We start from the raw sequence: 13,828 nt of genomic DNA, 5'->3' as shown, positions 1-13,828 counted from the left end.
GATCGAGAGGCTGGGGCGCACGGCGCACCCTACCGGGGCGATCAGAGCTGGCCGTCCGTCGCCATCTGCATGTAGCTGGGGTCGAAACGCAGCTTGACGTTGTCCGCGGCGCCGCGGGTCAGGCCGCCGGCGAAGCTCATGCCCACCGCGTCGGCGCTGGGTGCGCCCTCGCCGAGCAGGCCGTGGGCGAAGGAGAAGTCGGCGACCTTGCCCATGGTTTCGCGCAGGCGGGGGCTGGTGGTGAACTCCACGGCCTCCCTGGCCGAATAGAACATCCGGGTCGCCGCCAGCTGCGCCTCGAAGCCGGCCAGGTCGGTGCCGGAGGCCCTGGCCATGTGCTCGCGCGCGGCCTTGCCCGCGGGCGTGTCGGCGCTCATGGTCGCCATGATCTCGTACCAGGCGCCGGTCAGCGCCTTGCCCAGCGCCGGGTTGTCCCTGAGGGTCTCGCTGTTGACCACCATCAGGTCGATGATCTCGCCGGGGATCTGGCTGGAGTCGAACACCTTGCTGACCTTGGGCGCGGCGGCCACTTCGGCGAGCAGCGGGTTCCAGGTGGCCACCGCCTTGACCTCGTCGCTGGCGAAGGCGCCGACCAGGTCGGCGTCGGAGGTGTTGACCACCTGGATGTCCTTCTCGGCCAGGCCCACCCGCTCCAGGCCGCGGGCCAGCAGATAGTGCGACACCGACAGCTCGACCAGGTTGACCGGCTGGCCCTTGAGGTCGGCCAGGCTCCTGTTCTCGCCCTTGATGACGATGCCGTCGTTGCCGTTGGAGAAGTCGCCGACAATCAGCGCGGTGGAGTCGACGCCGCCGGCGGCCGGGATGGTCAGCGCGTCCATGTTGGTCATGGTGCAGCCGTCGAACTGGCCGGCGGTGTACTGGTTGATCGACTCGACGTAGTCGTTGAGCTGCACCACGTCGATGTCGATGCCGTACTTCTTCGCCCACTTGTCGACGATGCCCTGGCTGGCGCCGTACTCCCACGGCATCCAGCCGGCGTAGATGGTCCAGCAGACGCTGAACTGGTCTTTCTGGGCGGCCTGGGCGCCGAAGCTGAGGGCGGCGGCGAGGCTGGCGGCGAGGGCAGCGAGAAGGCGGGGCTTGCGCATGGTGTTCCTCCGGGTCGGTTGGGGCGGCAGGAGCGGGGCGGCGTAACGGATACGTCGTTCGTCTCCCGGGCTTTTGTCCCGCCGTGTAACCTCGCTGGAGGTCGCCGACTCTCGGACCAGCCGCCCGCGATCCCTGGATCGCGGGCCGGAACCCTAGTCGGCCATTTGCAGATTGTGGTGCCGCATACCCCTGCGGGTGGCTCCTGCACGCCAGGTTCCTAGCGAAAGGCGTGCCAGTTTTCCGCAGGCCGCGCGTGGCGCGGCATTGCGGGAAACGGCCGGTGCCGCTTCGGCGGGCTGCCTCGCAGCGGGGCACGCCGCTGGTGCGCCGCTGCCCCGGCATGGAGCATTTGGCGTTGCGCAGCCGCTGCGGTTAAGGTGGCGCCCGTTTCGTCCAACCCACCCTGCGGAATGTCCCCGTGAACCTGCCCTTGCCCCTGCTGATCGCCCTGCAATTTCTCACCCGCCTGCCCATCCGCCTGCCCGGCATGCCCGTGCCCCGGCAGCTCGGCCGCTCGCTGCTGTGGTATCCGCTGGTAGGGCTGCTGCTCGGCGCCGTGCTGCTCGCCGCCGCCTGGCTGCTGTCCGGCGTGGCTGTCCCGTTGGCGGCGGCGCTGCTGCTGGCGCTGTGGGTACTGGCCAGCGGCGGCCTGCATCTGGACGGCCTGGCCGATACGGTCGATGCCTGGGTGGGCGGCTACGGCGACCGCGAACGCACCCTGGCGCTGATGAAGGACCCGTGCTGCGGGCCGATGGCCGTCGCCGCGCTGGTGGTGCTGCTGCTGCTCAAGTTCGCCGCGCTGTGGGCGCTGCTGGAGGCCGGCGCCTGGGCGGCGCTGCTGCTGGCGCCGCTGCTCGGCCGCGTCGGCGTGCTGCTCCTGCTGCTCGGCACCCCCTACGTGCGCGAAGGCGGCCTGGGCAGCGCGCTGGCCGCCCATGTGCCGCAGCGCGCCGGCTGGCGTGTGCTGTTCGCCAGCGTGCTGGCCTGCCTGCTGGCCGGCTGGGCCGGGCTGCTCGCCGTGGCGGTGGCGGCGGCGCTGTTCGTGCTGGTCCGCCGCGCCCTGCTGCAGCGCCTCGGCGGCACCACCGGCGACAGCGCCGGGGCGCTGCTCGAGCTGCTGGAGTGCGGAGTGCTGGTGGCGCTGGCCGTGGCGCTGTGAGCCGAATGCGCTATTGTTGTGCGCGCTCTTTTTCGTGGTCTGCAACTCGCTTCATATTGGTGCTTTATCCAAACCCTCGGGCCCCGGCGAACGACAGCTTGCGGATGTCGGCACAAGTCTTGCCTAGCCGGGTTACTGTTCTGGCACGCAGGAGGCCGTCGTGTCGATCCATGTCGCATTGCATCACGTCACCCACTACCGCTATGACCGCCCGGTCAATCTCGGGCCGCAGATCGTCCGTCTGCGCCCGGCGCCACACAGCCGCACGCGCGTCCTTTCCTATGCGCTGAAGGTGCTGCCGGAAGGCCACTTCATCAACTGGCAGCAGGACCCGCAGGGCAACTACCTGGCCCGCCTGGTGTTCCCGGAGAAGACCGAGGAGCTGAAGATCGAGGTCGACCTGGTCGCCGAGATGGCGGTGTTCAACCCGTTCGACTTCTTCCTCGAGCCCTATGCCGAGAAGATCCCCTTCGCCTACACCGAGGGCGAGCGCCGCGAGCTGGACCCCTACCTGCAGGCGCTGCCGGCCACCCCGCGGCTGGCCGACTACCTGGCCGGCATCGACCGTGAGCCCACGCCCAGCGTCAACTTCCTGGTCGCGCTCAACCAGCGCCTGTCCAACGACATCCGCTACCTGATCCGCATGGAGCCGGGCGTGCAGACGCCCGAGCAGACCCTGGAGAAGGCTTCGGGCTCGTGCCGCGACTCGGCCTGGCTGCTGGTGCAGCTGCTGCGCCACCTGGGCCTGGCCGCGCGCTTCGTCTCCGGCTACCTGATCCAGCTCACCGCCGACGTCAAGGCCCTCGACGGCCCGAGCGGCACCGAGGAGGACTTCACCGACCTGCACGCCTGGTGCGAGGTGTACCTGCCGGGCGCCGGCTGGATCGGCCTCGATCCCACCTCCGGGCTGTTCGCCGGCGAGGGGCACATCCCGGTCGCCTGCAGCCCCGAGCCGTCCTCGGCGGCGCCGATCAGCGGCGGGGTCGACAAGTGCGAGGTGGAGTTCGCCCACGAGATGCGCGTCGAGCGCATCTGGGAAGCGCCGCGGGTGACCCTGCCGTACAGCGACGAACAGTGGCAGGCCATCGACGCCCTCGGCCGCCAGGTCGACGCCGACCTGCAGGCCGCCGACGTGCGCCTGACCATGGGCGGCGAGCCGACCTTCGTGGCCATCGACTACCCGGACGATGAGGAGTGGAACACCGCCGCGCTCGGCCCGAACAAGCGCCGCCTGGCCGCCGAGCTGTTCCACCGCCTGCGCGACCATTACGCGCCGCAGGGCCTGGTGCACTTCGGCCAGGGCAAGTGGTACCCCGGCGAGCAGCTGCCGCGCTGGTCGCTCAACTGCTTCTGGCGCAGGGACGGCGAGCCGGTGTGGCGCGACCGCCAGCTGCTCGCCGACGAGGGCCGGCACTACGGCGCCGACGAGCGCCTCGCTGCGCGCTTCCTCGCCACCCTGGCCGGCCACCTCGGCCTGTCCGGCGAGCACGCCTTCCCGGCCTACGAGGACTGGCTGTACTACCTGTGGCGCGAGCGCCGCCTGCCGGCCAACGTCACCCCGGAGGACGCGCGCCTCGCCGACCCGCTGGAGCGCGAGCGCCTGCGCAAGGTGTTCGACCAGGGCCTCGACCGGGTGGTCGGCCATATCCTGCCGCTGGCGCGCAGCGCCGACGCTGCGCGCTGGCAGTCCGGTCCCTGGTTCCTGCGCGAGGAACACTGCCGGCTGATCCCCGGCGACTCGCCGCTCGGCTACCGCCTGCCGCTGGATTCGCAGCCGTGGGTGAGCAGCAGCGACTACCCCTACGTGCAGGCGCCGGACCCCAACCAGAGCTTCCCGCCGCTGCCGGCCCATGCGGCGATCCGCGAGCAGCTGCGCCATGCCCCGCACCAGGCCGCCGCCGCCGCGTCGCCGGCTGCGGCCAGCGGCCTGAACGGCCCCGCCAGCACCAGCGCCGAGGCCGCGCCGGAACCCTTCCAGTCCGCCGCGCACATCGTGCGCACCGCGCTGTGCGCCGAGCCGCGCGACGGCCGCCTGTACCTGTTCATGCCGCCGCTGCCGCGCCTCGAGGACTACCTGGAGCTGGTCGCCGCCATCGAGGCGACCGCCGCCGAGCTGCGCTGCCCGGTGATGCTGGAAGGCTACGAGCCGCCGGCCGATCCGCGCCTCATCCATTTCCGCGTCACCCCCGACCCGGGGGTGATCGAGGTCAACATCCACCCGGCGGCCAGCTGGGGCGAGCTGGTCGAGCGCACCGAGTTCCTCTACGAGGCGGCGCGCCTGACCCGGCTGTCGTCGGAGAAGTTCATGATCGACGGCCGCCACACCGGCACCGGCGGCGGCAACCACTTCGTGCTCGGCGGCGCCACCCCGGCCGACTCGCCGTTCCTGCGCCGCCCGGACCTGCTGCGCAGCCTGATCAGCTACTGGCACAACCACCCGTCGCTGTCCTACCTGTTCAGCGGCCTGTTCATCGGCCCGACCTCGCAGGCTCCAAGGGTGGACGAGGCGCGCAACGACGCGCTCTACGAGCTGGAGATCGCCTTCGCGCAGATGCCCGAGCCGGGCCGCGACTGCCCGCCGTGGCTGGTCGACCGCCTGCTGCGCAACCTCTTGGTCGACGTCAGCGGCAACACCCACCGCGCCGAGTTCTGCATCGACAAGCTGTACTCGCCGGACTCCAGTTCCGGCCGCCTCGGCCTGCTCGAGCTGCGCGCCTTCGAGATGCCGCCGCACGCGCGCATGAGCCTGGCCCAGCAGGTGCTGCTGCGCGCGCTGGTGGCGCGCTTCTGGAACGAGCCGTACCGGCCGCAGCGCCTGGTGCGCTGGGGCACCGAGCTGCACGACCGCTTCCTGCTGCCGCACTTCGTCGAGCAGGACTTCCGCGACGTGCTGCACGAGCTCAATGCAGCCGGCTACGCCTTCCGCCCGGAATGGTTCGCCGCGCACTTCGAGTTCCGCTTCCCGCAGCTCGGCGACTTCGCCGTGCAGGGCATCGAGCTGGAGCTGCGCCAGGCACTGGAGCCCTGGCACGTGCTGGGCGAGGAGGGCGCCGCCGGTGGCACAGTGCGCTACGTCGACTCCTCGCTGGAGCGCCTGCAGGTGCGGATCAATGGCATGGCTCCGGACCGCTACGTGTTGACCTGCAACGGCGCGCCGGTGCCGCTGACGCCCACCGGTACGGTCGGCGAGTTCGTCGGCGGCGTGCGCTTCCGAGCCTGGCAACCGGCCTCCTGCCTGCAGCCGACCATCGGCGTGCACGCGCCGCTGGTGTTCGACCTGGTCGACACCTGGATGCAGCGCTCCCTCGGCGGCTGCCAGTACCACGTCGCCCACCCGGGCGGGCGCAACTACGAGACCCTGCCGGTCAACGCCTACGAGGCGGAAAGCCGGCGCCTGGCGCGCTTCTTCCGCCACGGCCACACCCCGGGTCGCGTCGAGGCGCCGCAGCCGCTGGCGAACCGCGAGCTGCCGATGACCCTCGACCTGCGCAGGGTGTGAGTAACGTAGGGTGGGTTACGCCGCTGTGCGGCTGACCCACCCTACGCTCTGCGGTTCGCCGCCCTCCGCCGTTGGTCGCGGGACGCCGCGTCGCGAGGGCTGCTACCCTCGTCCCACCCAGCCCCGCGAGCGGGGCATGGGGATGCATGACAACAGGATGTTCATCGAGTACCCCATGCCCCACCTGCTTGCCGACTACCCGCGCAACGCCGCGGTCTACCACGAACTGCTCGATGCCCAGGGCAAGGTACGCCCGCACTGGGAGGCGCTGCTCGCCCACCTGCAGCGCTGCAGCCCGGCGCAGCTGGACCAGCGCCAGGCGCTGCTGGCCCGGCAGATCCTGGAGAACGGCGTCACCTACAACGTCTACGCCGACCCCGACGGCACCGACCGGCCCTGGGAGCTGGACCTGCTGCCCAACATCATCCCGGCCGAGGAGTGGCAGCAGCTGGCCGCCGGGGTGGCGCAGCGGGCCAGCCTGCTGAATGCCGTGCTGGCCGACATCTACGGACCGCAGCAGCTGCTGGTCGAGGGCCTGCTGCCGGCCGACCTGGTCTACGGCCACCACAACTACCTGTGGCCGTGCCAGGGCCTGCAGCCGCCGGGCGGCACCTGGCTGCATGTCTACGCGGTGGACCTGGCGCGCTCCGCCGACGGCCGCTGGTGGGTCACCGCCGACCGTACCCAGGCGCCCTCCGGCGCCGGCTACGCGCTGGAGAACCGCCAGCTGGTCTCGCGCGCCTTCCCCGAGCTGTACCGCGACCTGCGCGTGCAGTATCTGGTCGGCTACTTCCGCACCCTGCAGGAGACCCTGGCGCGCCAGGCGCCGGCGGGTGGCGAGACGCCGCTGGTGGTGCTGCTCACCCCCGGACGCTTCAACGAGACCTACTTCGAGCACCTCTACCTAGCGCGCCAGCTCGGCTATCCGCTGGTCGAGGGCAGCGACCTGACGGTGCGCGACGCCACCGTCTACCTGAAGACCCTCGGCGGCCTCAAGCGCGTGCACGCGCTGCTGCGCCGCCTCGACGACGACTTCTGCGACCCGCTGGAGCTGCGCAGCGACTCGGCGCTCGGTGTGCCCGGCCTGCTCGAGGCGGTGCGCCAGGGCCGCGTGCTGGTGGCCAACGCCCTGGGCAGCGGCGTGCTGGAGTCCCCCGGCCTGCCGGGCTTCCTGCCCGGCATCTGCGAGCGGCTGTTCGGTGAGGAGCTGCTGCTGCCGTCCATCGCCAGCTGGTGGTGCGGCGAGCCGCCGGTGTGCGAGGAGGCGCTGGAAAAGCTCGACCAGCTGCTGTTCCGCGGCGCCTTTCCCTCGCAGCAGTTCGTGCCGCAGTTCGGTCCCGACCTCAAGCCCGCGCAGCGCGCCGCACTGGCCGAGCGCATCCGCCAGCGTCCCTACGCCTACGTCGGCCAGGAACGCCCGCTGCTCTCCCATGCGCCGGTCTGGGAGGCCGCGGACGGCGGCCTGGGCACAAGGCCGATCGGCATGCGCCTGTTCGCCGTGGCCGGCCCGGACGGCTACCGGGTGATGCCCGGCGGCCTGACCCGGGTGGCCGCCAGCGCCGGCGCCACCACCCTGTCGATGCAGCGCGGCGGCGCCAGCAAGGACACCTGGGTGCTCGGCGCTCGCCACGCCAGCAGCGAGCCCTGGCAGTGGGTGCGTTCGCTCGGCGTGGCCGACGTGGTGCGCAGCGACCCCTACCTGCCGTCGCGGCTGGTGGAGAACCTGTTCTGGTTCGGCCGCTACTGCGACCGCTGCGAAGGCAGCGCGCGCCTGCTGCGCATCATGCTGGCCCGCTACGTCGACGACGGCGACGATCCCGCCGCCCTGCAGGCCGCGGTGAGCGTGGCCCAGGGCCTCGGCCTGCTGCCCGACGCGCGGCCGCCGGGCGAGGACGGCGACGATGGCGAGGCGGAGGAGGAGCTGAGCCTGGAGCAGCGCCTGGTGCAGGCGGTGGTCGGCAAGGACTGGCCGTTCAGCCTTCGCGCCAACCTGCAGCGCCTGCAGTGGGCCGCCGCCAGCGTGCGCGGCAAGCTGTCGCGGGAGAACTGGCAGGCGCTGGTCGAGCTGCACAAGGAGGCGCAGGCCCTCGACCGCGAGGAGGTCGATCCCGGCGACCTGCTGGAGTTCCTCGACCGCCTGCTGATGTCGCTGGCCGCGCTGTCCGGCTTCGCCCTCGACGACATGACCCGCGACGACGGCTGGCGCTTCCTGGTGATCGGCCGGCGCATCGAGCGCCTGCAGTTCCTCGTCGAGAGCATCGCCGGCCTGCTCGCCACCCCGGCGGCGCGCGATCCGGCGGCGCTGGGCTGGCTGCTCGAGCTGGGCAACAGCAGCATCACCTACCGTACCCGCTACCTGGCCAGCGCCCAGCTGATCCCGGTGCTCGACCTGCTCCTGCTCGACGGCCAGAACCCGCACGCCGCGGTGTTCCAGCTGCGCCAGCTGCACCGCTCGCTGGAGATCCTCGGCGAACGCTTCGAGCTGGCGACCCTGCCGGACCTGGCCGGGATCGACGCCCGCCTGAACGCCTGGGACCTCGCGCGCCTGGAGGCCGCCTGCAGCGACGCCGAGGCGCTGGGCGACCTGGCGGCCCTGCTGCAGTCCGTCGCCAGCGCCGCCGGCCAGCTGTCCGACCAGCTCGGCCTGCGTTTCTTCGTCCACGTCGACGCCAGCCAGCAGACCCAGTCGCTATGAACAGTGCCCACTACCTCATCCTCCACGACACCCACTACCACTACGCCGCGCCGGTGTCGCTGGCCGAGCAGCTGGCCCACCTGTGGCCGCGGCCGAGCCCCTGGCAGCGCTGCCACGCCCGCGAGCTGCTGGTCAGCCCGGAGCCGACCCGGCGCAGCGACGGCCTCGACGTGTTCGGCAATCCGCTGACCCGCCTGGCCTTCGAGCGGCCCCACGACGAACTGCGCGTCAGCGCCCGCCTGCAGGTCGAGGTGCTCGCCCGGCCGGCGCTGCGCCTGCAGGACTCGCCGCCCTGGGAGGAGGTCTGCCTCGGCCTCAGCTACTCCGGCAAGGAACTCACCTGCGAGGAGCTGGAAGCCGCCCGCTACCGCTTCCAGTCGCCCTACGTGAACCTCAAGCAGCTGTTCAGCGACTGGATCGACGACTGCTTCCTGCCCGGCCGGCCGCTGCTGCTGGCGGTCGATGCGCTGATGGCGAAGATCTTCCGCGAGTTCACCTACGACGCCGCCGCCACCCAGGTGGCGACCCCGCTGGCGCAGGTGCTGGAGGAGAAGCGCGGGGTGTGCCAGGACTTCGCCCACCTGATGCTCGCCTGCCTGCGCTCGCGCGGCCTGGCGGCGCGCTACGTCAGCGGCTACCTGCTGACCCAGCCGCCGCCCGGCAAGCCGCGGCTGATCGGCGCCGACGCCTCGCACGCCTGGATCTCGGTGTGGTGCCCGCGCCAGGGCTGGGTCGACTTCGACCCCACCAACAACCTGATCCCCGGCCGCGAGCACATCACCCTGGCCTGGGGCCGCGACTTCGGCGACGTCTCGCCGCTGCGCGGGGTGATCCTCGGCGGCGGCAGCCACGACCCGGAAGTCAGCGTCACCGTGATGCCACTGCAGGAGGCGCTGGCGCGCGGCCTGTAGCGAGCGCCCTCAGCCGACCAGGAACGAGCGGTGGATCTCGCTGCCGTAGCGGCGGACGATGTCCAGCTTGGCCCGGTGCAGGGCCTCGGCGTCCTGGGCCTGGCCGGTCCTGGCCAGGCTGCGGCGCGCCAGCTCGTCGGCGATCACCTCCATGAACAGCTCGGCCAGCAGCAGCCGCGCGCTGTCGCGGAAATGCCCGCGGCCGTCGACGTACAGCTGCACGGTCGGCGCCGCGGTGTTGATCAGGATCTTGCGCTCCGCGGCGCTGTACACCGCGCGGTCCAGCTCGTTGTCGAGATGGCGGAACTCGTAGCCGGTGAACATCAGCTCGCCGTGGTCGTGCGGCGTGCGTGGCGGCGCGGCGTGGGCGGCGTGCAGGCCGGCGACATGCGGGCGGTGCCCGGCCTCCCGCTCGGCGGCGACCAGCTCGCACCAGGCCCAGTGGCTGCCGGCGCGCACGCTGATCTCGCCGCGGCTGCCGGCGGCATCGGCCACCACCGTCCACTCCAGGCGCGGCTGTCCGCCCAGACTGGAGGCGGGGATTTGCGTCGGCGCCGGGTCGACGCGCATTCCCTCCGGCAGGACGTAGGCGACCTGCAGCACCTCGTCCGCGGCCAGCTGTGCGGCATCGACCAGCAGGCTGACGTGGAAGGGATGGCCGCTCTGGCGGTAGTAGAAGGGCGTGGAGAAGCGCAGCGCCGGATGCTGCGCGGCGGCCGGCGCGCCAGGGGGCGGCAGGCTGATGCCCATGTCCTGGATGGCCGCCCGGCTCATCCGCTCGAGCAGGTGCTCGATCATCTGGCTGGTGCGCCCCGAGGCGGTGGCGTGGTCGAGGTGCCTGAGCTTCTCGCGCTCGGCTTCCACGCAGGGCGCGAGCAGCGCGCTGACCGCCCGGGCGAAGGCCGCCACGAAAGGCTCCTTGAGGTTCAGTCCCTCGCGCTCGTCGCTGATCACCGCCACGCCCGCGCCGAGTCGCTCGATCAGCGCCGGGCAGTCCACGCTGCCGAACAGGTACTCGGTGCCCACCTGGTTCTCGTAGTCGAACAGCTGGCAGTCCAGCACCGCCGTGCCGGACAGCACCACCAGCCCGTTGCTGCGCTCGTCGCCGCGGCTGCTCAGCTCGGCGTCGAGGGCGCGCTTGAGGGTCAGGGCGAAGGGGTAGGCGCACCCCTCGTGGACGAACTGCCCGGCCAGGTCGGGGCCGAGCAGCAGCTCGGCGGGCGGCTCCACGTAGCGCAGCGGGCCGCTGCGCTCGACCTCCCGGCCGCGCTGCAGGTGCACCAGCTCCACCTGGCGCCGGCGCAACACGTCGCGCAGGTAGATATTGTCGGTCACCGACTGCAGCACCGAGCGGAACTGCGAGATGTTGGTGTGCGAGTTCTCGATGACGATGGCGACCCGCGTGCCGTCGCCGGCGATGCCCAGCCGGGTGCGGTCCTTGTCGCGGACCGGGCGGTCGCCGTCGCCGTCGTCGAACAGGTAGCCGCCGTTCTCGCCGCGGAACAGCTCGATGCGCGCGTAGCGGCCGGCATGGATGGTCTCGATCCAGCCGTAGCCCAGGCCGTAGATGGCCTGTTTCAGGCCGCGGCCGAAATAGCCGCGGCCGCCGCCTTCGCCGCGCGCCAGGGTGCTGTGCGCCGCGCCGTAGGCGAGGATCGCCCGGGCTTGGGCGAAGGCCATGCCCTCGGCCTGGTCGGTGACCATCAGCAGCGCGCCGGCCTGGTGGCGCTCGTACTGCACGAGCACCTGGCCGCTGGTCGCCACGCCGGCCTTTTCCAGCCGGCCGTAGCTGTCGTCGGCGTTGGTGATCAGCTCGACCAGCGCCTTTTCGATAGAGGCGAACCGCCGCGAGTCGATGTCGATCACCCGCTGGTCCACCGGGATGGGGGAAATGGCCATGCGCTTGTCCTCGCCCGGTCCGGGCGGCCGTGGTCTTCGCCTTGGAGCGTAGCAAAGCGCGCCGCTCCGGCGTGTGCGCGGCTCAGCGACCGTCCAGCGCCGGCAGGGCCGCGCCGAAGATCGACAGCACCTGGAGGAAGCTCGCTTCCGGCGCCGCGCGCAGCTGCAGCAGCGCGCCGCTGGCCGGGTGGCGGAAGGCCAGGCCGGTGGCCGCCAGCATCAGCCGGCCGTGGCCGAAGCGCTCGGCAAAGTAGTGGTTGTGGCGGGTGCGCCCGTAGTTGGTGTCGCCGATGATCGGGTGACTGATGTGCTGCATGTGCCGGCGCAGCTGGTGCTTGCGGCCGGTTTCCGGTTGCAGCTCGACCAGGCTGTAGCGGCTGGCGGGATAGCCCTCGATGGCCACCGGGATCTCCGTGGTCGCCAGCCGGCGGTAGCGGGTCAGCGCCTCGCGCAGCGGCTGTTCGTCCTTGTCGCGGCGGTCGGTGGCGTGCTCGCGCAGCGGATGGTCGATCAGCCCCTCCTCGGCGGTCCAGCCGCGGACCATGGCCAGATAGGTCTTCTGCATCTCGCCGGCCATCAGCGCCTTGCCCAGCGTGCTGGCGGTGGCCGGATCGCGGGCGAACACCAGCAGCCCGGAAGTCGGCCGGTCCAGCCGGTGCAGCGGGTAGACGTGCTCGCCGCCGTTCAGCGCCCGGGCGTACTGCAGGGCGAACTCGGTCTCGTGGCGGTCGATGGGGCTGCGATGCACCAGCAGCCCGGCCGGCTTGTGCACGGCCAGCAGCCAGTCGTCGCGGTAGATCTCGGTAAGCGGGTTGGTCGTCGATGGGGCGGGCGGGGAGAGCGGGTCGGAAACAGGCACGGGCGGGCTCCGGCAAGGGCTGGCGGCGGTGGCCGGGGAAAGGGGAGGGGGAAGGTACGGGGTTTGTCGGGGTTTGGCCAGACGCCGCGCCATGGCACTGCCGAAGTTCAGGGCGGCGACGCTCGCCGATCCTTCCGGCCTCCGGCCAGCCTGACGAACAGCGGGTACATGGCCAGGGCAGACAGGGCGCAGAAGGCCATGAAGCCGAGCGATTGAATGCAGCTGCGATCACCCTGGAGTAAAAGCGGAGCACCCGACGGCCGCGCGCATCGGCCACAACAAGGCGGCGGTGGCGCTGGCCAACAAACTGGTACGGATCTGCTGGGCGGTGTGGTGCCACGAACGACGTTTCAGCGGCGACTGGCAGAGCAGCAAGCCCGCCTGACGGCGGGCCGGGTAATCGGGAGGCGGTTTTTCTTGTGGTTGAGGTAAAAGCGACACTGTCGGAACAGGCGAGTCCTGCAACGGAACAAGGCCGATAACAATCATGATCCCCGTGATCGATTGAGCGCTTGGCCCCCGTTGTGCGAACTACAGAGTGGCCCGGGCGGCAACGCCCAGCGAAGGCCGGATATACGAATGCAACCGCACTGACGACAGGGTTGGAACAGGGTTACTCACCACTTGTGGGGATAGTCCATATACGCATTGTTAGGTTGCCTCGCTGAGCCATGCCGCCAGAGATAATGATGCGAACCAAGCAAGACCTAGTGATCTAGCAATGACGCGAAATTTTCTACTATTGGCGTGATTTATAAATAACACAAGCACGAAAATTCCTGCTGAAATTGAGAGAAATATGTAGCCCGCCCAAAGGTGCTCTCCGCTTAGGTTGAATTTTATGCGAGAGCTATTCGCTTGAATTTGCCCTGTGCTTAGTGCGGTAAGTAATTTGCTTGCTATGAAGATAATTAAGCTAATAGCTACTAAGCGAAGCAAGGCCAGCTTTCTTCCGGATATTTCTGGTGCTGAGTTCATTCCCTTGCAACCTAGCGTTGGACGTAATCGGACGGCAAAAAGCGCAGCTTTTTGCCGGTCCGGTTGACGGACTTGTTATGCATTCTCACGGTTCCAGTTTGCTTCCTTGTGCCGATTTATCAGTTCTTCTTCAATGTAATTTCGCAAGGATTCTGGTTCGACAGTGACCCACGATAGCTTTACCGCCCCACCCGCCTGAACATGTGAAATTATTTTCCAGAGCTTTGCGCCAGTCTTCTCGTTTTTCGTGATTAGGTGGTTCCGAATTCTCTGGCGGGCAAGTTTTTTTGTTGTTTTGCCAATGTATTGGAGAGTGAACTCGTTGCTGTCTTTGGGGGCAGTGAAAATCGCATACACGTTGGCGGCATTCGATACTGAATTAAGTAGGCTTTGGTTCTCAGCATCGATCTGGTCAGCACTCCACGGTGCAATGTTATGCGGTGAATACTTGACTGGCTTTCTCGCCTCGTCCTCTAGAAGTGCGGTTTCCACGCTCTTCAAGAATTCTTCCAGGGCGGTTGCAGGAACTGAGTGCAACAAGGTTATTGGAGTGAAGCAGGTGCCTCATGATGCTTGGCCATCAGCTCGGTCATGACCTCGATGGGGCACTTGAAGCCGAAGCGCTTGCGCGGTCGGATGTTCAGTTCGTAGGCAATCGCATCCAGTTGCTCCTGGCTGTATTCCGACAGATCCGTACCCTTGGGCAGGTACTGCCGGA

8 protein-coding genes, 2 pseudogenes and 1 riboswitch are annotated in these 13,828 nt (G+C 69.6%); of the genes and pseudogenes, 5 read left to right on the top strand and 5 right to left on the bottom strand.

Translation table 11 applies throughout. The features are described from left to right. Positions 1-41 precede the first annotated feature (41 nt). A complete protein-coding gene (locus RA210_RS07220) occupies positions 42-1,109 on the bottom strand; it encodes a putative urea ABC transporter substrate-binding protein (RefSeq protein WP_201485918.1) in 1,068 nt (355 codons plus the stop codon). Positions 1,110-1,169: 60 nt separating this feature from the next. Then, a riboswitch (guanidine-I (ykkC/yxkD leader) is annotated at positions 1,170-1,277 on the bottom strand. A gap of 251 nt (positions 1,278-1,528) precedes the next feature. Between RA210_RS07220 and RA210_RS07215 the strand changes: the two genes are divergently transcribed. The 4 genes from RA210_RS07215 to RA210_RS07200 all read left to right on the top strand — a co-directional run bounded on the left by RA210_RS07215 (position 1,529) and on the right by RA210_RS07200 (position 9,374). Beyond that, a complete protein-coding gene (locus RA210_RS07215; RefSeq protein ID WP_201485917.1) occupies positions 1,529-2,269 on the top strand; it encodes an adenosylcobinamide-GDP ribazoletransferase in 741 nt (246 codons plus the stop codon). Between the two features lie 160 nt (positions 2,270-2,429). Further along, positions 2,430-5,768: a transglutaminase family protein gene (locus RA210_RS07210; RefSeq protein ID WP_201485916.1), complete on the top strand. Its 3,339-nt coding sequence runs from the start codon at positions 2,430-2,432 to the stop codon at positions 5,766-5,768. Between the two features lie 175 nt (positions 5,769-5,943). Beyond that, positions 5,944-8,463 (top strand): circularly permuted type 2 ATP-grasp protein, encoded by a 2,520-nt coding sequence (locus RA210_RS07205; RefSeq protein WP_201485915.1) that lies wholly within the window; start codon positions 5,944-5,946, stop codon positions 8,461-8,463. Beyond that, the gene (locus RA210_RS07200; RefSeq protein WP_201485914.1) at positions 8,460-9,374 is read left to right on the top strand and encodes a transglutaminase family protein; all 915 of its coding nucleotides are present in this window, start codon (positions 8,460-8,462) and stop codon (positions 9,372-9,374) included. Before RA210_RS07205 ends, RA210_RS07200 begins: the two co-directional genes overlap by 4 nt. A gap of 9 nt (positions 9,375-9,383) precedes the next feature. On the opposite strand, the gene RA210_RS07195 is transcribed toward RA210_RS07200, so the two are convergent. Together RA210_RS07195 and RA210_RS07190 are read right to left on the bottom strand one after the other, a co-directional pair. Then, positions 9,384-11,273 (bottom strand): ATP-binding protein, encoded by a 1,890-nt coding sequence (locus tag RA210_RS07195; protein WP_201485913.1) that lies wholly within the window; start codon positions 11,271-11,273, stop codon positions 9,384-9,386. 82 nt (positions 11,274-11,355) lie between these two features. Then, positions 11,356-12,132 carry a pseudouridine synthase gene (locus RA210_RS07190; protein ID WP_201485912.1) on the bottom strand — a complete coding sequence of 259 codons (777 nt, stop codon included), beginning with the start codon at positions 12,130-12,132 and terminating at the stop codon, positions 11,356-11,358. 256 nt (positions 12,133-12,388) lie between these two features. On the opposite strand from RA210_RS07190, the pseudogene RA210_RS07185 reads away from it, so the two are divergent. After that, a pseudogene (locus tag RA210_RS07185) lies at positions 12,389-12,517 on the top strand (IS110 family transposase); the annotation flags it as partial. 668 nt (positions 12,518-13,185) lie between these two features. Here RA210_RS07185 and RA210_RS07180 read toward each other — a convergent pair. Both RA210_RS07180 and RA210_RS07175 read right to left on the bottom strand, forming a co-directional pair. Next, on the bottom strand, positions 13,186-13,611 hold the full coding sequence (locus RA210_RS07180; RefSeq protein ID WP_201485911.1) for a GIY-YIG nuclease family protein: 426 nt from the start codon (positions 13,609-13,611) through the stop codon (positions 13,186-13,188). 41 nt (positions 13,612-13,652) lie between these two features. Continuing rightward, positions 13,653-13,828 (bottom strand): annotated as a pseudogene (locus RA210_RS07175) (IS30 family transposase); the annotation flags it as partial.

Source organism: Pseudomonas sp. OF001 (assembly GCF_904426495.1).
Classification (GTDB): Bacteria; Pseudomonadota; Gammaproteobacteria; order Pseudomonadales; family Pseudomonadaceae; genus Geopseudomonas.
This window is presented reverse-complemented; position numbering and strand designations above follow the sequence as displayed.